General features: G+C 68.9%; 27 protein-coding genes and 1 riboswitch. Of the genes, 10 read left to right on the forward strand and 17 right to left on the reverse strand.

Annotation, left to right across the window (positions count from 1 at the left end; translation table 11 throughout):
- Positions 1 to 21 precede the first annotated feature (21 nt).
- The 4 genes from lysS to BR31_RS0107985 all read left to right on the forward strand — a co-directional run bounded on the left by lysS (position 22) and on the right by BR31_RS0107985 (position 5,893).
- Positions 22 to 1,533 (forward strand): lysine--tRNA ligase, encoded by a 1,512-nt coding sequence (gene lysS, locus BR31_RS0107970; protein ID WP_027500494.1) that lies wholly within the window; start codon positions 22 to 24, stop codon positions 1,531 to 1,533.
- A 119-nt stretch (positions 1,534 to 1,652) separates the two neighbouring features.
- On the forward strand, positions 1,653 to 1,997 hold the full coding sequence (locus BR31_RS0107975; RefSeq protein WP_027500495.1) for a histone-like nucleoid-structuring protein Lsr2: 345 nt from the start codon (positions 1,653 to 1,655) through the stop codon (positions 1,995 to 1,997).
- Between the two features lie 102 nt (positions 1,998 to 2,099).
- Positions 2,100 to 3,035: an esterase/lipase family protein gene (locus BR31_RS0107980; protein WP_027500496.1), complete on the forward strand. Its 936-nt coding sequence runs from the start codon at positions 2,100 to 2,102 to the stop codon at positions 3,033 to 3,035.
- A gap of 305 nt (positions 3,036 to 3,340) precedes the next feature.
- Entirely contained in the window at positions 3,341 to 5,893 is a 2,553-nt protein-coding gene (locus tag BR31_RS0107985) for an ATP-dependent Clp protease ATP-binding subunit (protein ID WP_027500497.1), read from the forward strand.
- A 95-nt stretch (positions 5,894 to 5,988) separates the two neighbouring features.
- Here BR31_RS0107985 and BR31_RS0107990 read toward each other — a convergent pair whose 3' ends face one another.
- On the reverse strand, positions 5,989 to 6,384 hold the full coding sequence (locus tag BR31_RS0107990) for a RidA family protein (protein ID WP_027500498.1): 396 nt from the start codon (positions 6,382 to 6,384) through the stop codon (positions 5,989 to 5,991).
- Positions 6,385 to 6,520: 136 nt separating this feature from the next.
- Between BR31_RS0107990 and BR31_RS27875 the strand changes: the two genes are divergently transcribed.
- Complete coding sequence (locus BR31_RS27875; protein WP_051637065.1) at positions 6,521 to 7,531, forward strand: helix-turn-helix transcriptional regulator; 1,011 nt, start codon at positions 6,521 to 6,523, stop codon at positions 7,529 to 7,531.
- 55 nt (positions 7,532 to 7,586) lie between these two features.
- Here BR31_RS27875 and BR31_RS27880 read toward each other — a convergent pair whose 3' ends face one another.
- On the reverse strand, positions 7,587 to 8,843 hold the full coding sequence (locus BR31_RS27880; RefSeq protein WP_051637066.1) for an esterase-like activity of phytase family protein: 1,257 nt from the start codon (positions 8,841 to 8,843) through the stop codon (positions 7,587 to 7,589).
- Between the two features lie 31 nt (positions 8,844 to 8,874).
- Positions 8,875 to 9,486 carry a TetR/AcrR family transcriptional regulator gene (locus BR31_RS0108005; protein ID WP_051637067.1) on the reverse strand — a complete coding sequence of 204 codons (612 nt, stop codon included), beginning with the start codon at positions 9,484 to 9,486 and terminating at the stop codon, positions 8,875 to 8,877.
- Between the two features lie 110 nt (positions 9,487 to 9,596).
- Here BR31_RS0108005 and BR31_RS27885 point away from each other — a divergent pair, with 110 nt between their 5' ends.
- On the forward strand, positions 9,597 to 11,030 hold the full coding sequence (locus BR31_RS27885) for an FAD-dependent oxidoreductase (protein ID WP_037175891.1): 1,434 nt from the start codon (positions 9,597 to 9,599) through the stop codon (positions 11,028 to 11,030).
- A 17-nt stretch (positions 11,031 to 11,047) separates the two neighbouring features.
- Here BR31_RS27885 and BR31_RS30520 read toward each other — a convergent pair whose 3' ends face one another.
- From BR31_RS30520 to BR31_RS0108030, 4 genes are all read right to left on the reverse strand, one after another.
- Positions 11,048 to 11,872: a CPBP family intramembrane glutamic endopeptidase gene (locus tag BR31_RS30520; protein WP_027500500.1), complete on the reverse strand. Its 825-nt coding sequence runs from the start codon at positions 11,870 to 11,872 to the stop codon at positions 11,048 to 11,050.
- A gap of 107 nt (positions 11,873 to 11,979) precedes the next feature.
- Positions 11,980 to 12,609, reverse strand: coding sequence for a nucleoside/nucleotide kinase family protein (locus tag BR31_RS27895; RefSeq protein ID WP_156042400.1), 630 nt, complete (start codon positions 12,607 to 12,609; stop codon positions 11,980 to 11,982).
- 27 nt (positions 12,610 to 12,636) lie between these two features.
- On the reverse strand, positions 12,637 to 13,356 hold the full coding sequence (locus BR31_RS0108025; RefSeq protein ID WP_027500501.1) for an HD domain-containing protein: 720 nt from the start codon (positions 13,354 to 13,356) through the stop codon (positions 12,637 to 12,639).
- Positions 13,343 to 13,957 carry a TetR/AcrR family transcriptional regulator gene (locus BR31_RS0108030; RefSeq protein ID WP_027500502.1) on the reverse strand — a complete coding sequence of 205 codons (615 nt, stop codon included), beginning with the start codon at positions 13,955 to 13,957 and terminating at the stop codon, positions 13,343 to 13,345. Before BR31_RS0108030 ends, BR31_RS0108025 begins: the two co-directional genes overlap by 14 nt.
- A gap of 59 nt (positions 13,958 to 14,016) precedes the next feature.
- On the opposite strand from BR31_RS0108030, the gene BR31_RS0108035 reads away from it, so the two are divergent.
- Positions 14,017 to 14,451: a PaaI family thioesterase gene (locus BR31_RS0108035; RefSeq protein ID WP_027500503.1), complete on the forward strand. Its 435-nt coding sequence runs from the start codon at positions 14,017 to 14,019 to the stop codon at positions 14,449 to 14,451.
- A gap of 89 nt (positions 14,452 to 14,540) precedes the next feature.
- Here the strand turns inward: BR31_RS0108035 and BR31_RS0108040 are convergent, their stop codons facing one another.
- The 7 genes from BR31_RS0108040 to BR31_RS0108070 all read right to left on the reverse strand — a co-directional run bounded on the left by BR31_RS0108040 (position 14,541) and on the right by BR31_RS0108070 (position 18,169).
- Positions 14,541 to 15,278 carry a hypothetical protein gene (locus tag BR31_RS0108040; RefSeq protein ID WP_156042401.1) on the reverse strand — a complete coding sequence of 246 codons (738 nt, stop codon included), beginning with the start codon at positions 15,276 to 15,278 and terminating at the stop codon, positions 14,541 to 14,543.
- Positions 15,279 to 15,468: 190 nt separating this feature from the next.
- The gene (locus BR31_RS27900) at positions 15,469 to 16,092 is read right to left on the reverse strand and encodes an RNA polymerase sigma factor (protein ID WP_156042402.1); all 624 of its coding nucleotides are present in this window, start codon (positions 16,090 to 16,092) and stop codon (positions 15,469 to 15,471) included.
- 67 nt (positions 16,093 to 16,159) lie between these two features.
- Positions 16,160 to 16,486: a hypothetical protein gene (locus BR31_RS0108050; RefSeq protein WP_027500505.1), complete on the reverse strand. Its 327-nt coding sequence runs from the start codon at positions 16,484 to 16,486 to the stop codon at positions 16,160 to 16,162.
- Positions 16,486 to 17,169, reverse strand: a complete 684-nt coding sequence (gene scnC / locus BR31_RS0108055; protein ID WP_027500506.1) for a thiocyanate hydrolase subunit gamma — start codon at positions 17,167 to 17,169, stop codon at positions 16,486 to 16,488. Before scnC ends, BR31_RS0108050 begins: the two co-directional genes overlap by 1 nt.
- The gene (locus BR31_RS32385; RefSeq protein WP_027500507.1) at positions 17,166 to 17,462 is read right to left on the reverse strand and encodes an SH3-like domain-containing protein; all 297 of its coding nucleotides are present in this window, start codon (positions 17,460 to 17,462) and stop codon (positions 17,166 to 17,168) included. Before BR31_RS32385 ends, scnC begins: the two co-directional genes overlap by 4 nt.
- The gene (locus BR31_RS32390) at positions 17,459 to 17,884 is read right to left on the reverse strand and encodes an SH3-like domain-containing protein (protein ID WP_027500508.1); all 426 of its coding nucleotides are present in this window, start codon (positions 17,882 to 17,884) and stop codon (positions 17,459 to 17,461) included. Before BR31_RS32390 ends, BR31_RS32385 begins: the two co-directional genes overlap by 4 nt.
- Positions 17,885 to 17,974: 90 nt before the next feature.
- Positions 17,975 to 18,169: a CbtB domain-containing protein gene (locus BR31_RS0108070; RefSeq protein WP_027500509.1), complete on the reverse strand. Its 195-nt coding sequence runs from the start codon at positions 18,167 to 18,169 to the stop codon at positions 17,975 to 17,977.
- A 207-nt stretch (positions 18,170 to 18,376) separates the two neighbouring features.
- Here BR31_RS0108070 and BR31_RS0108075 point away from each other — a divergent pair, with 207 nt between their 5' ends.
- The 3 genes from BR31_RS0108075 to BR31_RS0108085 all read left to right on the forward strand — a co-directional run bounded on the left by BR31_RS0108075 (position 18,377) and on the right by BR31_RS0108085 (position 21,282).
- On the forward strand, positions 18,377 to 19,969 hold the full coding sequence (locus BR31_RS0108075) for an MFS transporter (RefSeq protein WP_027500510.1): 1,593 nt from the start codon (positions 18,377 to 18,379) through the stop codon (positions 19,967 to 19,969).
- 95 nt (positions 19,970 to 20,064) lie between these two features.
- A complete protein-coding gene (locus BR31_RS0108080; RefSeq protein ID WP_027500511.1) occupies positions 20,065 to 20,502 on the forward strand; it encodes an OsmC family peroxiredoxin in 438 nt (145 codons plus the stop codon).
- A 96-nt stretch (positions 20,503 to 20,598) separates the two neighbouring features.
- The gene (locus BR31_RS0108085) at positions 20,599 to 21,282 is read left to right on the forward strand and encodes a DsbA family oxidoreductase (protein ID WP_081830376.1); all 684 of its coding nucleotides are present in this window, start codon (positions 20,599 to 20,601) and stop codon (positions 21,280 to 21,282) included.
- On the opposite strand, the gene BR31_RS0108090 is transcribed toward BR31_RS0108085, so the two are convergent.
- The 3 genes from BR31_RS0108090 to BR31_RS0108100 all read right to left on the reverse strand — a co-directional run bounded on the left by BR31_RS0108090 (position 21,279) and on the right by BR31_RS0108100 (position 22,894).
- Positions 21,279 to 21,731: a hypothetical protein gene (locus BR31_RS0108090; RefSeq protein WP_027500513.1), complete on the reverse strand. Its 453-nt coding sequence runs from the start codon at positions 21,729 to 21,731 to the stop codon at positions 21,279 to 21,281. The two genes, BR31_RS0108085 and BR31_RS0108090, sit on opposite strands and share 4 nt — an antisense overlap.
- 159 nt (positions 21,732 to 21,890) lie before the next feature.
- Complete coding sequence (locus BR31_RS0108095; protein WP_027500514.1) at positions 21,891 to 22,709, reverse strand: CbtA family protein; 819 nt, start codon at positions 22,707 to 22,709, stop codon at positions 21,891 to 21,893.
- Positions 22,700 to 22,894: a CbtB domain-containing protein gene (locus BR31_RS0108100; RefSeq protein ID WP_027500515.1), complete on the reverse strand. Its 195-nt coding sequence runs from the start codon at positions 22,892 to 22,894 to the stop codon at positions 22,700 to 22,702. Before BR31_RS0108100 ends, BR31_RS0108095 begins: the two co-directional genes overlap by 10 nt.
- A 26-nt stretch (positions 22,895 to 22,920) precedes the next feature.
- Positions 22,921 to 23,057, reverse strand: a riboswitch (cobalamin riboswitch).
- Between the last annotated feature and the right edge of the window lie 59 nt (positions 23,058 to 23,116).

The following is a 23,116-nucleotide window of genomic DNA, read 5'->3' on the forward strand; positions in this document are numbered from 1 at the left end:
GGCGCATTATGCTGGTCACCCGTGAGTGATGCAGCAATTCAGCAGGCCGATGACACCCCCGAGCAGCTCCGGATCCGCCGAGAGAAGCGGGACCGGATCCTGGCGCAGGGTCAGGAGGCCTACCCGGTCTCGGTGCCGCGCACCCACACGCTCGCACAGGTGCGCGCGCAGCACCCTGACCTGGAGCCGGACACGGCCACGGGCACCGAGGTCGGCGTCGTCGGCCGGGTCATCTTCGTCCGCAACACCGGCAAGCTCTGCTTCGCGACGTTGCAGGAGGGCGACGGCACCCAGCTGCAGGCCATGATCAGCCTGGCCTCCGTCGGCGAGGACGCGCTGGCCGCGTGGAAGTCGGACGTCGACCTGGGCGACTTCGTCTTCGTGCACGGCGAGGTGATCAGCTCCCGCCGCGGCGAGCTCAGCGTGATGGCCGACGCCTGGCAGATCGCCTCGAAGTCGCTGCGTCCGCTGCCGGTCGCGCACAAGGAGATGAACGAGGAGTCGCGGGTCCGTCAGCGGTACGCCGACCTGATCGTGCGGCCCGAGGCGCGGGAGATGGCCCGCAAGCGCGTCGCGGTGGTCCGTGAGCTGCGCAACGCGCTCGAGCGGCGTGGGTTCCTCGAGGTGGAGACCCCGATGCTGCAGACGCTGGCCGGCGGCGCCGCGGCGCGCCCGTTCATCACCCATTCGAATGCCCTCGACATCGATCTGTATCTGCGGATCGCCCCGGAACTGTTCCTCAAGCGATGCGTCGTCGGCGGTATCGAGAAGGTTTTCGAGATCAACAGGAACTTCCGCAATGAGGGCATCGATTCGACGCACTCGCCGGAGTTCGCGATGCTCGAGACGTACGAGGCATACGGCACCTACGACGATTCCGCGACGATGACCCGCGAATTGATCCAGGAGGTGGCTCAGGCCGCCTTCGGGACCCAGCTGGTGACGCTCGCGGACGGCACCGAGTACGACCTCGGCGGCGAGTGGAAGACGCTCGAGATGTACCCGTCGTTGTCCGAGGGGATCGGGGTGTCGGTCACCCCCGAGACGACCGTCGACGAACTGCTCGCCCTCGCGGAGAAGGTCGGACTCGAGGTGCCCAAGGACAAGGGGTACGGCCACGGCAAGCTCGTCGAGGAGCTGTGGGAGCACCAGTGTGGCGACCAGCTCTTCGCGCCCACCTTCGTGCGGAACTTCCCGGTGGAGACCTCGCCGCTGACCCGTCAGCACCGCAGCGAGCCGGGCGTGACGGAGAAGTGGGACCTCTACGTGCGCGGGTTCGAGCTGGCCACCGGCTACTCGGAACTCGTCGACCCGGTGATCCAGCGTGAGCGGTTCGTCGACCAGGCGCGGCTGGCGTCGGCTGGCGACGACGAGGCGATGGCCCTTGACGAGGAGTTCCTCGCCGCGATGGAGCAGGGAATGCCGCCCACGACGGGCACCGGCATGGGGATCGACCGTCTGTTGATGGCGTTGACCGGATTGGGAATCCGCGAAACTATCCTCTTCCCAATTGTGCGGCCCTCGGCTCGCTGACCTCTTTCAATTGCTGAATTGCTTTTCTCCGGTATTGCGTCCGTCGGAATGGGCGTAGACTCGTCGCAGCCGGCGCGGGGAAGCGCAAAATTGCAGTTCATTGAAAGGAAACTCGATCCATGGCGAAAAAGGTCACCGTCACCCTGATCGATGATGTGGACCAGGAGGCTGCCGCCGACGAAACGGTCGAGTTCGGTCTCGACGGCGTCACCTACGAGATCGACCTGTCGTCAGCGAATGCCGCAAAACTGCGGGAGCAGCTTGAGGTTTGGGTTTCCCACGCACGACGGTCGACCGGGCGTCGGCGTGCCAAGGCCGCGGTGGCAGGCGGCAAGAGTCGGGTGGCGATCGACCGCGAACAGAGTGCGGCGATTCGCGAGTGGGCGCGGCGCAATGGCCACAAGGTTTCGGCCCGCGGTCGTATCTCGGCGGAAATCACCGAGGCGTACAACAAAGCCAACTGATCTTCCTGGAGTTTGTGCTCTCGTTTCGCCCGCCCCATCGCATACGGGCTGTTAGCCTCGCGATCGGGCGGGCGGACGAGGGAGCAACTCGAGGGGAGTGCCATGCGCTGGCGAATTGTGATCGGTTCATTGATTTCGGCGGCCACCTTGTTCTGGGGCACAGTCGCCGCGGGCGCGGCGCCCCTCCCCGAACCCGATACCTTTCTTTCGGGCGTTCTGCCGGAATTGACCAATCCGGGCGGATCGGCACCCGGCAGCAACGACTGGTCGTGCCGGCCGACCGCGGAGCATCCCTCGCCCGTCGTTCTGGTGCACGGCACCGCAGGCAATCGGCAGGACAACTGGGCCGCATACGCGCCGATGCTGGCGAACGAGGGTTTCTGCGTTTTTGCCCTCACCTACGGCAACTTCGCCGATCTGCCGTGGCCGCTGAGCGCGATCGGCGGCATGCTCCCCATCGACCAGAGCACCGACCAGCTCGCGGCGTTCGTGGACCGGGTGCTCGCCACGACCGGGGCCGACAAGGTGGATCTGGTCGGCCACTCTCAGGGCACCGTGGTGGCCAACAACTACGCGAGGTTCGGGGGCGGGGCGGCCAAGGTCGGCCGGATCGTGTCGTTGGCGCCGCCGTGGGACGGGACCTACGGAGTCGACGGCTTCAGCCTCGGTGCCGCGCTGCGCGGGTTGGGGGTCGACGACGAGTTCCAGCTGGGATTCCCCGCGTGCAAGGCCTGTCCCGAGATGATGCACGGCTCGGGATTCGTGGACCACATGCGGTCCGGCGGCCTGTACGTGCCCGGGATCGAGTACACCAACATCGTCACGCGCTACGACGAGATCGTGGTTCCGTACACCTCCGGAATCGAGCCGGGCCCGCAGACGACCAACATCGTGCTGCAGGACGGCTGCGAACAGGACTACTCCGATCACCTGTCGATCGCGGGCGCACGGCGCGCGCGGACGATGGTGCTCAACGCGCTCGACCCCGCGCATCAGCGCGAGGTTCCGTGCGTGTTCGTGCCTCCCGTCGCCGGCTGAGCTCGAGTTCGAGCTGCGACGCACCCCTTTTGGCGCGGTCGCACACGCGTTGGGCGCCCAATCGCCGTGCGATCTCGGGAAAAGGTGTGCGACCGTGACGTCGACATCTGCCGCTGTTCGCTGCTGGCGTAGAGCAGAGCGGAAACGAAACCCCTGGCTGCTGCGTTAGGACCAGTAAGCAGGCACACTGTCCCGCAGTGAATGGGATGGAGGCGGCGCAGGTCGTACCACTGGCCACTAGAGTAGAGGTGCGGCTCGTGGATTCCGTGTAGGGATCTACCCCAAGAAGAACGTGAGGGAGAGCGATGTTCGAGAGGTTCACCGACCGCGCGCGGCGCGTTGTTGTCCTGGCCCAAGAAGAGGCCCGGATGCTCAACCACAACTACATCGGCACAGAGCACATCCTGCTCGGCCTCATCCACGAGGGTGAGGGCGTGGCGGCGAAGTCGCTGGAGTCGTTGGGTATCTCCCTTGAAGGCGTGCGCAGCCAGGTGGAAGAGATCATCGGCCAGGGTCAGCAGGCCCCGTCCGGTCACATCCCCTTCACCCCGCGCGCCAAGAAGGTGCTGGAGCTGAGCCTGCGCGAGGCGCTGCAGCTCGGCCACAACTACATCGGCACCGAGCACATCCTGCTCGGCCTCATCCGTGAGGGCGAGGGCGTGGCCGCCCAGGTGCTGGTCAAGCTGGGCGCGGACCTGAACAGGGTCCGTCAGCAGGTCATCCAGCTGCTGTCCGGCTACCAGGGCAAGGAGCCCTCCGAATCGGGCGGCACCCGCGGCGAGGCGGGCACCCCGTCGACGTCGCTGGTCCTCGACCAGTTCGGCAGGAACCTGACCCAGGCCGCCCTCGAGGGCAAGCTCGACCCGGTCATCGGCCGCTCGAAGGAGATCGAGCGGGTCATGCAGGTGCTCAGCCGCCGGACCAAGAACAACCCGGTCCTGATCGGCGAGCCCGGCGTCGGCAAGACCGCCGTCGTCGAGGGCCTGGCGCAGGCCATCGTCAACGGCGAGGTCCCGGAGACGCTCAAGGACAAGCAGCTGTACACCCTCGACCTGGGTTCCCTGGTCGCGGGCAGCCGCTACCGCGGTGACTTCGAGGAGCGCCTGAAGAAGGTGCTCAAGGAGATCAACACCCGCGGCGACATCATCCTGTTCATCGACGAGCTGCACACGCTGGTCGGTGCGGGCGCGGCCGAGGGTGCCATCGACGCGGCCTCGATCCTGAAGCCCAAGCTGGCCCGCGGTGAGCTGCAGACCATCGGTGCGACCACCCTCGACGAGTACCGCAAGTACATCGAGAAGGACGCCGCCCTCGAGCGCCGGTTCCAGCCGGTCCAGGTCGGCGAGCCGACGGTCGAGCACACCATCGAGATCCTCAAGGGTCTGCGGGACCGCTACGAGGCGCATCACCGCGTCTCGATCACCGACGGCGCACTGGTGGCCGCGGCCACCCTGGCCGACCGGTACATCAACGACCGCTTCCTGCCGGACAAGGCGATCGACCTCATCGACGAGGCGGGCGCCCGGATGCGCATCCGCCGGATGACCGCGCCGCCGGACCTGCGCGAGTTCGACGACAAGATCGCCGACGCGCGGCGGGAGAAGGAGTCCGCGATCGACGCGCAGGACTTCGAGAAGGCCGCGAACCTCCGCGACAAGGAGAAGCAGCTGGTCGCCCAGCGCTCCGAGCGGGAGAAGCAGTGGCGTTCCGGCGACCTGGACGTCATCGCCGAGGTCGACGACGAGCAGATCGCCGAGGTCCTGGGCAACTGGACCGGCATCCCGGTGTTCAAGCTCACCGAGGAGGAGACCACCCGTCTGCTCCGCATGGAGGACGAGCTGCACAAGCGGATCATCGGCCAGGAGGACGCCGTCAAGGCGGTCTCCAAGGCGATCCGCCGCACCCGTGCCGGCCTGAAGGACCCGAAGCGTCCGTCCGGATCGTTCATCTTCGCCGGCCCCTCCGGTGTCGGTAAGACCGAGCTGTCCAAGGCGCTCGCGAACTTCCTGTTCGGCGACGACGACGCGCTCATCCAGATCGACATGGGCGAGTTCCACGACCGCTTCACCGCCTCGCGGCTGTTCGGTGCCCCTCCCGGGTACGTCGGCTACGAGGAGGGCGGCCAGCTCACCGAGAAGGTCCGGCGCAAGCCGTTCTCGGTGGTGCTGTTCGACGAGATCGAGAAGGCGCACCAGGAGATCTACAACACCCTCCTGCAGGTGCTCGAGGACGGCCGTCTCACCGACGGTCAGGGCCGCACGGTCGACTTCAAGAACACCGTGCTGATCTTCACCTCGAACCTGGGCACCTCGGACATCTCCAAGGCCGTCGGGCTGGGCTTCTCGTCCGGAACGGGCAGCGAGTCGAACTACGAGCGGATGAAGCTCAAGGTCAACGACGAGCTCAAGAAGCACTTCCGGCCCGAGTTCCTCAACCGCATCGACGACATCATCGTCTTCCACCAGCTGACCAAGGATCAGATCATCCAGATGGTGGACCTGATGATCAGCCGCGTCGAGAAGCAGCTGAAGAACAAGGACATGGACATCGAGCTGACCGAGCAGGCGAAGTCGCTGCTCGCCAAGCGCGGGTTCGATCCGGTCCTGGGTGCGCGGCCGCTGCGTCGCACCATCCAGCGCGAGATCGAGGACCAGCTGTCGGAGAAGATCCTCTTCAACGAGCTCGGTGCCGGCCAGATCGTGCTGGTCGACGTCGAGGGCTGGGACGGCGAGAGCTCCGGCGAGGACGCGAAGTTCACGTTCACCGGCAGCCCGAAGCCGGTCAAGGTGCCCGATTCGCCGGCGGAGGCGCTGGCGGGTGCAGGCGAGGCCCCCGTCGAGGGCGGTTCCGCCGACTAGGTTCACCTGCGACAAACGCCCCGCGAGCGAGAGCTCGCGGGGCGTTTTCGTGTCTCGAGCGGAAAGCACTGCCCGTCGGAGGCGGCGAGGTCACATCACGCGACGGCGGTCCCCTCGAGCTCGACCATCAGGTCGGGGATCGCCAGCCGCGTCACCCCGAGCATCGTCGTGGTCGGTGCCACCCCGGCGGCGCCCAACCGCGACGCCAGCAGCCCGTAGTGCTGAAAGAGCAGATCGACGTCGGTGGTGTAGACGTTGAGCCGGACGAGGTTCGCGAGGGACATGCCCGCCTCGCCGAGGACGGCCTCCAGGTTGTCGATGCTCAGCGCCAACTGCGCGGCCATGTCGCCGGCATGCTGGGGCCTGCCCTCGCCGCTCATCGCGGTCTGTCCGGAGCAGTACAGGGTCCTGGTGTGTCCGGAGACGATCTCGCCTTGGTTATAGCCCAGCTCCGCCGACCACGTCCACGGGTTGACCGTTGCCCGTTTCATTGCCCCATCGGCTCCGGTCGAGTCATCGAGAGTGCGTACGTCCATCGGCTCGGTGGCCATCTTCTTTGTCATGCCGGCCAGCTTCGCAGCCAATACACGACACCTTGTGTCATGTATTGCTGCCATAATTTTCGGCATGCGAGCTGACCGGTTGGTCTCGCTGGTGCTGCTGCTGCGCCAGCACGGTCGGCTGTCCGCGGCCACGCTGGCCCGCGAGCTGGAGGTGTCGACACGGACGGTGCTGCGCGACATCGAGGCGCTGTCCGCGGCAGGCGTCCCGGTCTACGCCGAGCGCGGCAGGCACGGCGGCTTCGCGATGTTGCCCGGTTTCCAGAGCGAGCTCACCGGACTGAACCACGACGAAGCGCTCGCCCTGCTGGTCGCCGGATCACGGCGCGGCGCACAGGCATTCGGCCTAGGCTCGGCGCTCGCTTCGGCCATGCTCAAGGTGGTCGACGCGCTACCGGAGAACTATCGGGACACCGCCACCGGCGCGGCCCAGCGATTGCTCATCGACCCAGGGGCCGACCTCCTCTCCCGCCGGCTGGTCGCCGAGGAGGTGCCGGACGGCATCGTGGCCGAGGTCCGCCGCGCGGTGCTCGCCGGACACAAGCTGCGCATCCACTACGCGGCCGCCGGCCAGACACCACAGTGGCGAACGGTGGATCCGATCGGCCTGGTGACCGCACGCGATCAGGGCTACCTGCTGGCCACGAGATCGGGTGCGGACCGCACCTACCGGCTGTCCCGGGTCCTGGCAGCCGTGGAGCTCCCCGAGCCCGCACAGCGACCGGACCGGGTCGATCTGGACCGGGCCTGGCAGGAACGCGCCGTGCAGTTCCGGACCGGCGGCGAACAGGTCGCCGTGCTGGCACGGGTGGACCCGACTCGGCGGAAGGACCTGGTGGGCACCGCGTTGGCCGTCCTCGCCGAGGAATCCGACGCAGACGGCTGGCTGCGCATGGAGGTGACCTTCCAAGACTCGAGACACGCCGAATGGGCGCTGTGGCAACTCGCCACGCATGCGGAAGCCCTTGCGCCGCAGTGGTTGCGCACCTCACTGCGCAATCGCGCCGCCGCGACCGTCACCCGCTACGGCACCGACCCCGACATGATCGATGCCCGTCCGGCGCCGGAATCCGGTTGACCGCGAGTGCCGTTCGGGGCGGACACCCGTCTCGAGTGCCCGCCCCGAACCGGGCTCAGGAGAGCGGGGTGATCGGGAACGGCAGATCCGAGGACCCGGCGCCGTCGTCGACCTTGACCTCGACCAGTACGGTCTCGAGGCCGCTGCCTGCGACGTCCTGGCCCGCGGCGTAGGCGCGGGTGCCGTCGAAGCCGAAGTCGTTGTCGGAGATCAGGATCAGTCGGTTTCCGCGCAGTGCGGCGCCCTCGATCTTGCCGGGCACGCCCGCCACGCCCGCGAGGTTTGCGAACAGCGTCTTGTCGGCGCTGGTGATCAGCGCGCGGCCCGGGTCGAGGTCGACGGCGTGGAAGCGGGCCTCGGTGTCGGTGCGCTCCTCGACGAGGACCCGGGTCTGCGACAGCGGGATCAGCGCCGAGATCTTCAGGTCGCGCCCCCTGGTCCCTGCGGCGAAGGTGGACGGGTCGTCGAATTGGTACCCGAATTCGTGCACGGTGGTGCGGGTCGCGGTGTCGAAGGTGAGCAGCTCCGTGACGGTGCGGTCCTTGTCGCCGCTGACCACGACCGAACTCTGCAGCGCGACGGCGACGGTGTGGCCGTCCGGCAGCAGGGCGATGTCCTCGAAGCCGCGGTTGGCCTTCCTGTCGGCCAGGCCGGCGGGGAGGCTGCCGGTCACCGGGTACGCGACCCCGGCCGTGGTGTAGTCGTCCTCGAGGCCCGCGGGCACGTGCCGGGCGACGACGCGGCCCATGGCGTCGGCCTCGACGATCGAGGGGCCGTACTCGTCGACCAGCCAGAAGTGGCCGTCCGGGGTGCGGACCACGCCTTCGGTGTCGAGTCCGTTGGGGTTCAACGGAAGCAGCGTCGCGGCATCGGCGGCGTACGGCTTCTCGTCGCGGGGGAGGTTCGAGAGGCCGGTGACGGGCGCGCCTGCCGGGGTGGTCAGCGGCAGCGTCTCGAGCACCGCGATCCGGTCGCCCTGGACCCGGATCCTGACCAGCGCGGGGGTGAACTCAGGGACGACGAAGGTACGTCGGTCCGCGCCGTCCACCTTCACCTCGCCGTTGGGCCCGCGATCGGTGACGGTCCAGTACTCGTTGCCCCCGATCGGGAAGATGCCGCTGCCGATGCCGCCGAGGTTTACGCCCCGGTCGTCGGTGATCTGCCGCTCCACGTCGGAGAGCGGGGTGGCCGGCAGCGTTGCGGACGACTTCACGATCGGGGCCGCGGGCGGCGCGGCCGAGGCGGGAGCGGCCGCGGCGGCGGCGAGGACCGCGGCGGCCGCCGCGGTCAACATGGTTGTGTGAGTGCGCATGAGGGCTGAACCTAGGGGCGCCGGGTGACCATCAGCCGTCGTCGGGGCGAACATCGGGGTGCGGTGCCGGACCGGTCAGGAGGTGCTGGATGACGGGGCCCGCCCACCGCGTGATCTCGGCGTGGCTGGCCTCGGCGATGCCGGGGGTGGCGAGCACGTAGCGGGCGGTTGCCAGGCCGATGATGAACGACCCGACCATGCCGATCCGACGGGCGGGTTCGTCGGGGGTGACAACCGACAGCGCCGGTGCCACCTGGGTGACGAAGACCGCTCTCATCGTGGCCGCGGCGCTCTCGCTGGTCATCGCCGAGCGCAGCAGAGCGAGGAAGGTGCTCTGCCCCTCCCATACGGCGAAGAAGCGGGGCAGCAGGACCTCGGCCAGCCCGTCGGGTCGGACGCCGCGCAGGTCCGGGAAATCGAGCGTGACATGGGCCGCGGCCGCGAACAGGTCCTTCTTGCTGCCGAAGTAGCGGATCACCAGCGCGGGATCGATTCCCACGTCGGCCGCGACGGCCCGCAGGGTGGTGCGCTCGAATCCGTCCGCGGCGAAGCGTGCCCTGGCCGCGGCGAGGATGTCCGCGCGGGTCTGTTCGGCGTTTCTGGTCCGGGCCGGTCCGGTGTCGCCGATGCGCGTGCCGCTCATGCCCCCGAACCTATCCCGCACGATCCGCTATGTCACCGACCGTGGACTTACCGGCAGGGGCGGCGTAGCGTTTATGTCAACACTCGGTGACATAGCGGGAGTGTGAGGTCATGGAAAACGTCGATGTGGTCGTGGTCGGCGGTGGCCCGACCGGTCTGACCATCGCGGGCGATCTGTCCCGCGCCGGCCGCGAGGTCGCCGTCCTGGAGCGCTGGCCGCAGATCAATCCGTCCAGCCGGGCTTTCGCGACGATGGCCCGCACGCTCGAGGTACTCGACAGCCGCGATCTGGCGGACGGTCTGCTCGCCATGGGCACCACGATTGCCGAGGTGCACCTGTTCGGCGGCGCGACGCTCGACCTGACGCGACTGCCGTCGCGATACCGGTACGCCCTGATCACTCCGCAGACCAACGTGGACGGGGCGCTGCTGCGGTACGCCAGTGCGCAGGGTGCCACCATCCACCGGGGTACCGAAGTCGTCGGCCTGGAGCAGGAATCCGATGGTGTCACCGTCACCGCAAAACCCAAGGGCGGCGGCGCCACCCGAGCCTGGCGGGCCCGCTACGTCGTCGGCGCCGACGGCGCGCACAGCACCGTCCGCGAGTTGCTCGGTGTCCCGTTCCCCGGCAAGACGGTCCTGGAGTCCGTCGTCCTCGCGGATGTCCGTCTCGCGAACGGCCCAGGGGGCCGCGGGCCCCTTCTCGGCAGCACCGCCGATGAGTTCGCATTCCTCGTGCCGTACGGCGACGACGGCTGGTATCGGTCCGTGACCTGGGACCGCGACCATCGGCTCCCGGACAGCGCCGCGGTGGAGCCCGGCGAGGTCGAGGGGGTCCTCGACCGGACTCTCGGCCGTGCGGTCGGGCTAGGCGAGATCAGCTGGCGGTCTCGGTTCCACTGTGACGAGCGGCAGGTCGAGAACTATCGACACGGACGCGTGTTCCTCGCAGGCGACGCCGCCCACGTCCATTCGCCGATGGGCGGCCAGGGCATGAACACCGGCATCCAGGACGGCGCCAACCTCGCCTGGAAGCTCGACCTCGCTCTCGGCGGCGCCGACGACGCGATCCTCGACACCTACCAATCCGAGCGACACCCGATCGGCCGCCGCGTGCTGTTCCAGAGCGGCGCGTTGATGCGGGCGGTGACGCTGAAGCCGGCCCCGGCGCGGTGGGCCCGCGACTTCTTTGTCCCGAGGATGCTCGGGATCCGGCCGATCTCGAACCTGATCGCTGGCGCCTTCTCCGGCGTCACCCTGCGCTATCGCCACGGTCGCGGGCAGCACTCCCTCGTCGGCACCCGCGCCGCCGAGGTGCCGCTACGGCGGGGGCGACTGACCGAGGTGCAACGCTCCCCGGGATTCGTGCTCGTCCGTCGGCGCGGCGCGGCCCGCCGCGACACCGACGTTCTCCAGGTCGAACGGGCCGATGCCGGCCCCGAACTGCTGGTGCGCCCCGACGGATACATCGCCTGGGCCGGGACCGCGGCGGGCGACGACGGGTGGCGAACGGCGCTGCGTTCGTGGACGGGTGCAGCGGCGTAGGCGAATGCCCGGAGTGGTCATCCACGCTCGGGCGTCTGGGGCGAGAGCTCCACCGGATCACCGCCAACGGTGGCCCCGCGTCGCGCGAGCGCGATGGCGAAGGCCGCGGTGCCGACCAGCACGAACAGGCCGGTGTCCCCGGCGAGGTACTCGTTGACGACGACGGGACTGTCGGTGGTGATCGCGTAGGTGGCGAGAACGGCGAACGAGGCGTTGTGCGCGAAGTGCGCGAGGACGGCCGGCCACACGCTGCCGGAGCGAATGCGCAGGTACCCGAACAGGAACGAGAACGCGACCACGGTGCCGCCGAACAGGATCAGCACCAGGGCGCGCTGTCCCTTGGCGTGGTAGTAGGGCGTCAGCAGGATGTACGGGAGGTGCCAGCAGATCCACACGACGCCGACCACGAACATGGCCCACCGCTCGCCGAGGAACTCCAGGCGCGGCTGCAGGTATCCCCGCCAGCCGATCTCCTCGGCGAACGCGAGGATCGGCCCGGTGACGCAGAGGACGAGCGAGGACTGCAGCCAGTCTCCCGAAGGGGCGGTGAGGCTCCCGGCGCCCGCCAGCACGACGCCGACGATCGCGAGTGCCGACACCCCCGCGGTCGCCAGGAGCGCGTAGGGCCAGTACCGCAGTCCGAGGCGGGTCATGCCCAGCGGGTGCCACCCGGCGCGGCGGTAGCCCTCGCGGGTGACGACCAGCATCATGACCAGCACCGTCAGCAGCGGCGAGACCGCGAGCAGCAAACCCTCGGCGATGTTCGCGGTGCCGAGTGCGACCGCCAGGACGAGGGCGATGTAGACGAACGACGCGGTGCGATCGGGCAGGCGTGGGAACACGCGGGACCTTCTTTCGGGAGACCGACCGGCCCAGCCTCGCGCAGGCGCTCGGCCGGCAGCATCCACCCAGGAACTGATCTCGGTCCGTCCGGTCTCCTACCGTGGGCCTAGGGCACGCCCTGGCACGGTCGATCATCGTCCGGGAGAATCGAACTCGTGATGACGACGATGTGGGCGGCCCGCCGCGTCCGGTCCGCCCCGAACAGCGCCGCCTCCTGTCGGGCCCAGCGGGCCCAGTGCGGCCGGAACATGTCGCCGTCGCGCAGCAGGGCGCGCCGCATCCGTTCGCCCGGGTCGGCGTCGACCCACACCCGCACGGCGTAGTACCCCCGGGCCCGCCCGCTGGTCGCGCCCGCGCCCTCGACGATCAGGTATCGGTGGCGGCGGACCGCGCGCCACTCCTCGTATCCGCCTCGATGCCAGTCGTAGCGCCGATAGCGCGGGACCCGGCCGTGCTCGGCGGGGGAGAGGACCCACCGGACGAGCCGGGGAACGGCCCCGGCGAGTCCGTCCCAGCCGGGGTACAGGTCGTCCATCCGGACGACCGGCGCCTCGTCCAGTGCCGCGGCGACCCGCCCGGCCAAGGTGGACTTCCCGCCGCCCGCGGGACCGTCGATGCCGACCAGGGTCGGCCCGCGCCGCCGACGCCGCCTGCGATGGGCGGCGCGCGCCAGCATCGCGATCCGGGCGACACCGCCGACCGGCGGCGGGATGGTCGGATCGTCATCGGTGGACATGGACAGCACGCTATGCCGTCGGTGCGGTCAGTGATCTCCGAGCCGGTCGAGGGGGTTGAGGCGCAGCGGGATCCGCATCCCGCCGCGCCACAGCACCGCCATCGTCGATCGGGGCCTGACCCGGCTCTCGTGCCGGGCGAGCGCGCCGAACTCCGCGCCGAGCCCGTCGCGGGGGAGTGCCGCGACGACGGTGCGCAGAACCTCCGGCGGCAGGTCCCGAACCCGATACCCGGCGACGTCGAGGTGGGCGGCGTCGTGCAGCAGGGCGGCCTCGGGGCCGTGCCCGGTCGGCGTGCGCGGGTCCATGTGGCGTGCGATCGCGGTGGCCACCGTCTCCGCCGAGGCGGGGGCGCCGCGGGCGGCCACGAACCGCCTGGCCTCCTCGGCCCCCAGAAGTGCGAAGCAGCCGACGTGCGCATCGGCGGGGGCGCCGAGCGCCGTGTCGTGCAGGACGCACGCGACGAACAGCGCCTCGGGGTCGGGTTCGAGTCCGTCCACCGCGCGAAATCGCATGGCCCACTGCCAGCACCGCAGGCTGTGCGCGAGGATCGCCGGGCTGAGCACCTCGCTGGCGTGCTCGAGGGCCTCCCTGGCCAGGTCGGAATCGGGCGGGTCGACCAGCGGCGGTGCCGCCGGGCCGGACTTCGCCACTCCCGCCAATTGGCTTGGCAGCGCACGGGTCTGGATGGCGGCCGCCTGCAACACGACCCGGAGCCGATCGGCCCGGCCCAGTTCACCCCTGAGCATGTGCTGACTCCTTCAATCTGCGGGCGCCGTCCGCCCGTGCCATCTCGATGAGCGAATCCGCGCTGTCTCGGGAGATCGTGCGGCGATGCTCGAGGCTGAGCACGCCGTTGACGGTCGCCCACGCCAGCAGCACGATCTCCTCGGTGTCGGGGACGGCGGGGCCGATCGCCTCCACCAGTTCGCGGGTGATCCCGATCAGCGTCGCGTCGATGCGCGCTCGGGCCTGTGCCACGACCTCGGAATCCCGGTCGTCGACGTCCGTCAGGCCGAGGATCCGGAAGGCCAGCGGTCGGGAGCGATGGAACGACACGTACGCATCGAAAGCCACCAGGAGACGGTCCTCCGCGGTGGTGCCGGTCAGCGCCTCTCGCATGCCCTGCGCGTGTTCGGCCGCCGTGCGGCAGGCGAGCGCGGCGTACACGTCGGCCTTGCCGCCGGGGAAGTTCGCGTAGATGGAGCTGAGTGCGACATCGGCCTGGTTCGCCAGGGCATCGACGCTCGTCGCGCGGTAGCCGTCCCGGGTGAACAGCAGCTCGGCGGCGTCGAGGACCGCCGTGTGTGTGCGGCGGCGCCTGCGGTCCGCCGGCGGGTCTAGGCTCATGTCAGAAACCGTAGTACAGTTCCGAAAACGTAGTCAAACTCTGATTGAGAGGTGAGGTCATGTCCGAGGAAACAATCCAGGCACCCACCACGGGGTCCGAGGCGATGCGGCTGTTCCTCCCGCACTCGCCCTTCGTGCAACACCTCGGTATCGAGCTCGTCGACATCGGCGACGATCACGCACGCCTGCGCATGCCCTTCCGCGACAACCTGGTCACCGTCGGCGAGATGGTCCACGGCGGCGCGCTCGCCGCGTGCATCGACATCGGCATCATGGCCGCGGCGTGGGCAGGGCCGAGGGTCCCCGAAAAGCTGCGGGGCGTCACGGTTTCCATGTCCGTCGAGTTCCTCGAGCCTGCGTTCGCGGAGGACGTCGACATCATCGGAACGCGCGTACGGCAGGGCCGCCGCCTGAGCAACTGCACCGTGGACATCGTGACCACCGGCGGAGGCACGCTGGTGGCCAAGGGCATGGGCACGTACCAGGTCGGCTGACCGGAGGCGCACGTCGCATTCCCCCCTCCCGTAGCGGGCTGACCGGTGCGCGAGGAAGCGACGGCGTCCGAGCGCCGAGTGGCGTGGGGTCATGCTGTCTGTGGCATCTTTTCGAGCATTTCGGCAAAGACGTAGACCTGGCCGCCGAAGAGCTTCCCGTCTCGGTCGAGGGTCTCGACGCTCATCAGCGCTCCGGTTCCACTGTCGATCACCATCCGGTCGACGTAACCCTCCTCGAAGGTGAACTCGAGGACGTAGCCGGGCCGCCCGGTTCGATCCATGCCGACACCGAGATCGCGTGCCCTGATCGCCTCGAGGTCGAGATCGGCCAGGACCCGGTAGATCCCGGCCTTGACCTCGGAGGTGACTGCGGGGTCAGGAAGCAGATCGGTCGCCAACCTGTACAGCGCCCTGTCCGGGGCCTCGTCGGCATACCCCAGCCCCAGCTCGTGCGCCAGGCTCAGCATCCGTGTCCGCAGCTGATCAGGGTCGGCGGGAAGGCCGTCCAGCTGGGCGCGCGTCCGGTACCCGGACGTTTCTTCGAGGACCCCACCCGCCGGGCCGACGAGCGCGGTGCCGTCCGGGCGCACGAAGGTGTCGTAGGTCGGCTGCCCCTCGTCGGTGAGATTGGTGAACCGCAGGTGCCGGATCGACCCGGGTCCGACCGGCGTGGACGTCGCCGCGATCAGGGTCGCCGTGTGCCGCAACGTGAACTGCGGGCCCGCGGCGACGACCTGAGTCTGTTCGTGGCCGACCAGTCCGTCGTGTCCTACGCCGAAGGCTATCGCCGCGGCGGCGACACAGGCGGCACCCACACCAGCCAACACGCGCCGTGTCCGTCGGCGGCGCGTGTCGAGGGCGACGACAGTGGTGTTGGGTGCGCCGGTGGTATCAGAGGCAGGCGGCTGCGTGGACGTACTGCTTTCTATGGTGCGCATCAGGTTCCGTCTCGCTCGGAGGACGACCTCATCTCGGGGCGGCTGCGACTCGGGTCGCCGGCCACGGATCTCCGCGAAGTCACCCATGTCCATCTCCTTGCCCCGGTTCGGCCTGCTGTCGTCTCGTTCTTGTGAGTTCGTCGGCTTCCGGTTCGCGCAGCTTGCGGCGGAGCCGGTTCAGGCGGGAACGCACGGTTCCGACCGGGATCTGCAGTGCCACTGCGATCTCGGGATAGCTGAGGTCTTCCCATGAGTAGAGCAACAAGGTGTCGAGATCTGCCTGCGACAGCCGCCGCAGCCGCCGCTCGAGTGCCCGCACCTCGCGCCTGGCATCGAGCGAGGCGTTCACCCGGTCCTCGAAGGGCAACGGGCTATCGGGCGCCGGGTGACGGGCGAGCAGGGCGACGTCCCGGTGGAGGCGACGACGATTCGAACTCAGCAGGTTGCCCGCGATGCCGTACAGCCAGGGCAGCGAATGCTCGTAGGACGGGTCGAAATCTGCCCGACGACCGAACGCGACCACGAACACGTCCGAGGCGAGGTCGTCCGCCGCATCCGGCCCGGCCCGACGGGCCAGGTAGCGGTGAATCGTCCCGAAGTGACGATCGAAGATCCCCGCGAAGGCGTCCGGATCCGTAAGCGACCGGGCGATCAGCTCGTTGTCCCGCGGAACAGGTTCATCGCGGAGTGCATCAGTGTCCACATGCCCATTTGTCACGGGCGCCGCTTCCGGTTCACGGCCGGGCGACGGATCGCCCCGCGGCGTACCGTCACTCGCGCTCGAAGCGCTCCCGCACCGACTTCATCTTCGCCCGAAGTTCCTCCTCGTCGATGACACCCAGGTCGATCAGCGCGTGCGCGGTCACCACGGCCGAGCGGGCACGGACCGGGAAGTCGAGGTAGATGGTCTCGCCGAGTTCGTCCTCGGCCTCGCGGCGCTCCAGGTTGTCCAGCGCACCCCGCCAGGACAGGCACTCGCAGGTGGCCTGCATGCTCGACTCCCACGGCGCCGGCTTCCCGTCCAGCTCGGGCAGGATCGACTCGCGCCGCGATCCGGGCGCGAGCGTGTCGAAGAGCACCCGGTATCCCTCGCTCATCACGCACCCACCTTCGACGGGGCCTCGGAGGCGGTCCAGTCGACCTGGGGCAGCGCGACCCCGATCATGGTGTCGCGGGTGACGATGGCGGCGAGCTGTTCCTCGGTCCACCCCTCGGTGCCCTCGGGCCGCATCGGCATCACCATGAACCGCGACTTCTGGTTGGAGTCGTGCACCCGCACCTCGACCTCGGGCGGCATGTGTAACCCGAACTCCGCGAGCACCTCTCGTGGCCAGCGGACCAGGCGCCTGCGGTAGTTGGGGGTGCGGTACCAGTCCGGCGACATGCCGAGCACCGGCCGCGGGTAGCAGGAACACAGGGTGCAGACGATCACGTTGTGCACCGTCGGGGTGTTCTCGAGGACGTAGAAGTACGTGTAGTCGCTCGGGGTTCCCGACCCGGTCGGATCCCGCCAGTCGATACCGACCTCCTTGCAGGTCTCGGTACCGTCGGCGAGCAGTCGCGCCTTGAACTCGGGGTCCGTCCACGCCTTGGCCACCAGCCGCGATCCGCCTGCGGGGCCGACGGACTCGGCCCACTCCGAGAAGCGGCGGTGATCCTCCGCCGAGAACAAGCCCTTCTCGATGGCCAGTTCCCGGACTGCGGTCTCGAGGATCTCGAACTCGCTGATCTCACCCGATTCCTGGATCGGTGCGTGGTGATCGTCGTGTGTCTGGCTCACTTCGGCTCCTCCTCGGCGGGTTCCAGCCACCGCTCCGAGCACTCGGTCTCGAGGGTGTCGGCGTCGAATCCGGTGTACTTCGGCCAGAGGTCGCGCTGTAGGAACCGCACGACGTAGAAGGGTTCCTTGCGACCGTCCTCGCGTCCCCACGCCTCGTCCTCGGGGATCACCCACTCCGGGCGGTGTTCGACCACGACGCCGGTCCGGCCGCGGGTGTACGCCTGGGTCCTGGTGTGGAACATCGAGGTCGCGTCCCGGACGGTCACGCGGTCCCCGATCTGGAACTTCGTCATGACGCCGCCCCCATCCGTGCCCGCACCTCGTCCAGCTTGGCCGACAGTTCGTCCGGGGTGACCAGGCCCTTATTGATCAGTGTCTTCGCGGCGACGGTGGCCCATCGGGCGTAGTAGGGGAGTCCGAAGTAGAGCGTCGCGCCGAGGTCGTTCTCGGCCCGGCGTCGCTCCTCGGAATTCCACACGCCGCGCCAGCCCAGACATTCACAGGTGACGTAGGTGCGCATCTCCCATGGCTCTTCGTCCTTCTCCTTGTACTCGATCGGCAGGTCGGGTTGGCCGCCGACGTCGTGGAGGACATGCCGCAACGCCGCGAACATCTCGTTGGAGATCTCGTAGGGCGAGTCGAGCGGATTGCGATAGACCGGTGCGATATCTGCGACGCGGGTCTGCAGCGCGTCGAAACTGTTCGGTGAACTCATCGAGATCTCCGTCGTTCGTCGAGCCTTCGGCCGATCGTCAGGGGCGAGGGCCGGGGTGTCCGAACCGGTGGGTCGCGCTCTCCGGTCCGGCTAGTGGCAGGGCAGGCCGAGCAGGTGCCTGCCGTCGTGCATCAGTTCGTGCATGTACATGCCGGAGCGGGAGATCACCCCCTGGTCGAATCCGACCAGGTAGAGGGTGAGCAACGCGAGCAGGATCACGCCGACGGTGAGGACGATCGCACCCAGTGATTCCGCTGTCCCGCTTGGTGAATGGACTACTGCCATGGTTCCTCCTGGTAACGGGACGTCCCGTGGTTCCATACGAAGGTCGGCGTGTTCTCGCGGTCGGGGAGCTGAACCTCGATCGCAGTGTCGCGGCCTTCTGAGATTACACCGACGGGCAAGGCCGATCTCCCGTTTTCTTCCGGAATGACGACCGCGCCACGGCCCGCAAATCGCACCGGCGGGCTCTCGATGGTGTGAACTGGGCGCGTGGCAACCACAACTCTCGGAGACCAGCCCGCACGGCCGCGGCTCGTCCTGCTGTCGCTGATCATCGTCGCCGCCGTCGCGAACCTGAACCTGGCGGTGGCCAACGTCGCGCTGCCGGACATCGGGAAAGCCTTCGACGCCAGCCAGACCCAGCTCAACCTGATCGCGGTCGGCTACTCGGTCGGGCTGGCCGCATCCGTGCTGTACCTGGGCGCACTCGGCGACCGGTACGGGCGCAAGACGATGCTGGTCCTCGGCATGGCGCTCTCGGTGCCCGCCAGCCTGATCGCCGCGTTCGCACCCAACTTCGAGGTGCTGTTCGCGGCCCGGCTGTTCGGCGGCATCAGCGCGGGGCTGGCGTTCCCGACCACGCTGGCGCTGATCACAGCGCTGTGGTCCGGGGCGGCGCGTACCAAGGCGATCGCGCTGTGGTCGGCGATCGGTGGTGGCATCTCGGCGCTCGGGCCGCTCGCCTCAGGTGCGTTGTTGCAATGGTTCGAGTGGGGCTCGGTCTTCTTCATCACGCTGCCCCTCGCGCTGATCGCACTCGGGCTCTCGGTCGTCTTCGTGCCCAGCCACGTGAACGAGTCGACGGATCCGGTCGACCACCTCGGTGGAATGGTCTCCGTTGTGCTCGTCGCCGCCCTCGTGCTCGGCATCAACTTCGCGCCCGTGGACGGGATGGGTGCCACCGCGCTGGGTCTGCTGTCGATCGCACTCGCCGCCGGGGTCGTGTTCTTCTGGCGTCAACTGAGGGCTCCCGCACCGCTTTTCGATCTCCGTGTGGCGCGTCGCCGGATCTTCTGGGTGGCGGCGGTCGCGGGCATCGTGGTGTTCGGGACGCTGATGGGCACGATGTACATCGGCCAGCAGTTCATGCAGAACGTGCTGGGGTATTCCACGCTCGCGGCGGGGTCGGCGGGCCTGCCCGCCGCCGCGGTGATGATCCTGGTGGCGCCGCAGTCGGCAAAGCTGGTCGAGTCCCACGGCGCCAGGTTCACCCTGTTGCTCGGGTACGTGGCGATCGTGGCGGGACTGCTGGTGGCGCTGCTGCTGTGGAAGGAGGACGCGCAGTACTGGAAGATCGCGCTCGGCTACATCTTCCTCGGCATCGGTGTCGGTCTTGCCGGCACGCCTGCGTCCCGGTCGCTGACCGGCTCGGTGCCGGTGTCAAGGGCCGGAATGGCCTCTGGCACGGCGGATCTGCAGCGTGACCTCGGCGGCGCCATCGTCCAGTCCGTGCTCGGCGCACTGCTCACCGCCGGGTACACGGCCTCCTTCGCCGCGGCCATCGCCTCGTCGCCCGAGTCGGATCAGGTCAGCTCGGAGGTGGAGTCCGCCCTGGAGAAGTCCTTCGCGGGTGCCGCGGACATCGCCGAGCGGTATCCGCAGTACGCGGAGCCGATCATGAACGCGGCGCGCACGGCCTTCCTCGACGGCGACACCAAGGCCTACGCGGCGGCGATCCTCATCGTGCTGGTCGGCGCCGCCCTCGTATTTTTCGCTTTCCCGAAGCGCGACGAGGAACGAACGCTGTTGGCGCAGTACCACGAGACGGACAACGCCGCGGAGCAGTCCTGCGACGTGCGGTGACGCCTGCGGCCGGTGTGCCGGATTCGGGTGTCCCCGGGGCGCGAACACGGGAACACTGGTCCTGACCGCACTCACGCTCGATGGAAGGAAAACCCATGCCGACACGCACCTCCCGCACCGCCTGGAACGGCACCCTGCAGGACGGGTCCGGTCAGGTCGAACTCAGCAGTTCCGGCGCGGGCACCTTCGAGGTCTCGTTCCCCAAGCGTGCCGCCGAGGACGCGGGCGGGACCACGAGCCCGGAGGAGTTGATCGCCGCGGCGCACTCGTCCTGCTACGCCATGCAGCTCTCCGCGTTGATCGCGGAGGCGGGCGGAACCCCGCAGAGCCTGGAGATCACCGCTGACGTGACGCTCGGCCCCGACGACCCGGGATTCAAGCTGACCGGGATCGCGCTCACCGTCCGCGGCGAGGTCGACGGGCTCGACGCGGACGGGTTCGCCGCGGCGGCGCAGGCAGCCAAGCAGACCTGCCCGGTGAGCAAGGCACTGACCGGGGTCCCGATCACCCTCGATGCGGCGCTGGTCACCTAGGAGCCAGGAACAGAAACGCGATGGTGGACGTTTCAACCATCCGTGAGCCTCGAAACGAACAGCCAGCCCGAATCCGCCGCCGAGCCCGCCGTGGTGATGGAGGTCTGGTCGGACATCGCCTGCCCGTGGTGCTACATCGGTAAGAGCCGCTTCGCGGCCGCGCTGGAGAAGTTCGAGCACCGTGACCGGGTGCGGGTGGTGTGGCGTTCCTACCAGCTGGCCCCCGAGACGCCGGTCGGTGCCAGGGTCAGCGAGCTCGAGGCGCTGGCCCGGCACAAGGGCCTGCCTGCCGATCAGATCAGGCAGATGTTCGCCCACGTCGCGTCCACCGCGGCGGCCGACGGACTGACGATGGACTTCGACACCGTGATCGCCGCGAACACCTTCGACGCCCACCGGCTGGTCCACCTCGCGGGGGACCGGGGCCAGGACGTGATGGAGGCGCTGTTCCGCGCCCACTTCACCGACGGCCGGGTGGTGGACGACCGCGACGAACTGGTCGCGATCGCCGCCGAGACCGGGCTCGATGCGACCGCTATCCGCGCCGCGCTCGAGACCGACGCCGCGGCCGATCAGGTGCGCGAGGACCTCGAGGAGGCACGCCTGCTCGGAGTCACCGGCGTGCCGTTCTTCGCGGCCAACCGGGCGATCGGCGTCTCGGGTGCGCAGCCCGTCGAGGTGTTCACCCAGCTGCTCGAGCAGGCCTACGCGCAGTCAGGGGCGATCGTCACGCTCGGCGACGATGCAGGCAGCTGCGCCGACGACTCCTGCGCGGTCTAGCCGCGCGCGAAGTACCGCCGGGCGTCCGCGCCCAGCAGCAGGCCCAGCCCGGCGACCACCGCGATCACGTGGACTGTCCGCGCCAGGGCGATGAGGGTCGACGCGACCGTGAGGTCCGCGAGGTCGAATCCGTTCGCCGACAACAGCCAGGCCGCCGGTTCGACGACCAGCGACCCGATCCCCACCGTCCCGAGGCCGATCAGCAGGGTCAGCCGGGCGGGGTTCGAGCCGCGCTGCATCGCAATGGCGAGCGCGTACACGGCGCCGTAGATCGCCAGCCGGACCGCGCCCTGGGCCGCTACCGCGGACGGACTTGCGGCGCCCTCTTCCAGTGCGCGAGCGGCCTGGAGGATCGCCTCGACGATGCCGGCGAGCAGTGCGACGCAGAGCAGGGTGAAGGAGAGCTCCACCTGACGTGGCGGGCGGGTGCGGATCTCGGTGGTGGTCATGGTTTCCGAGCGTGCCGCCCTGGTGCGGCGCAGGGCATCACCCTGTGGCGTGAATCCTCGCTCACCCCACGGTATCGGTCGGCGCTGCGGCACAACGAGAGAAGCGGTGGATTCCGATGCAATGCACCGGGCTCCACCGCTTCGCTCGAGTGGTGACCGTCAGCGGGTGGTCAGCGCCTCCGACCGGGAGCTCGCCTTCGCGGCGCGCTCGGTGAGGAACGCGAACCCGAGGCCGAGCGCCAGCCACAGCGTCGCCTGGATCGCCAGCGACGAGATGCGGAACTCCCACAGCAGCGTCGCGGGGAAATCATCGCCGACCTCGTTGATACCGGGCAGCACGACGTAGCCGATCGCGACGATCGCCAGGAATGCCAGCAGCGGCGCCGCGACCTGCACCGACAGGTACCCGGTCGAGGCGACGAGGCGCGCGACGTATGCGGCGACCGCCACCGCGAACAGGCCGAGCACCACCGACGCCAGCCACAGCCAGGTGCGCTGGTTGATGGTGTCCGGGTCGCCGACCGCGGGCGGGTTCGCCGGGTACTTGAAGAACGGCACCGCCTCGATCGCCAGCCAACCCAGACCGGCCAGCGCAAGGGCCAGCACCGGACCCGACAGTGCCGTCACCCGGCGTGCGTAGTGGGCGACAGCTGCGAAGATCGCGCCGAGGGCCAGACCCGCGAGGCTGGTCGCGAGGAACAGTCCGGCCCGCTGCCCGTCGCGGCTGACGAGGGCATCGTCGCCGTGCGAGTGGCCTTCCTCTGCCGCGCCGCCAGAGTCGTGCGGGTGCTCGTCCGTCGTGGCGGCGTCGTGGGTGTGCTCCTCCGCCGGGGCGGAGGCCGCCTCCTCGATCGCGATGGCCGCGTTGATGTGCGGCTCGCCGATCACGAATGCGACGGCACCGGCGAGCAGTCCGGCGACGAGGCCGGCCAGCAGGCCGCGGATGAGGAGGTTCGTGAAGGTTCCTGTCAGTGGCACGGCAGGCCCAGCAGGTGCCGACCGTCATGCATCAGTTCGTGCATGTACATACCGGTACGCGAGACCGCACCCTGGTCGAAGCCGACCAGGTAGAGGGTCAGCATCGCGAGCAGGACAACGCCCGCGATGATCATCGCGATGCCGACAGAATCGGTCGCCGTGCTGGGATTGTGTACGAGTGCCATGGTTCCTCCTGGGATTCCGCGTCCCTTAAAAAGCCCATGCGATGGCCCCGGTATCTGGCTGTCGAGGGTGTGCCTCGATCACAGTGGCGCGACCGCTCCGGACTCTCACCGGATTCCCGTCAACCATCGCTATTACCAGCGCACTCTCGCATTGACCCGACTGTGGTGTCAATCGCAGCCGTCCGGCCGGCCGGCCAGACGTTCGCGCGTACTTCACCGGGC

Origin of the sequence: Rhodococcus sp. UNC363MFTsu5.1, from assembly GCF_000686785.1 — a bacterium.
Lineage (GTDB): Bacteria > Actinomycetota > Actinomycetes > Mycobacteriales > Mycobacteriaceae > Rhodococcus_G > Rhodococcus_G maanshanensis.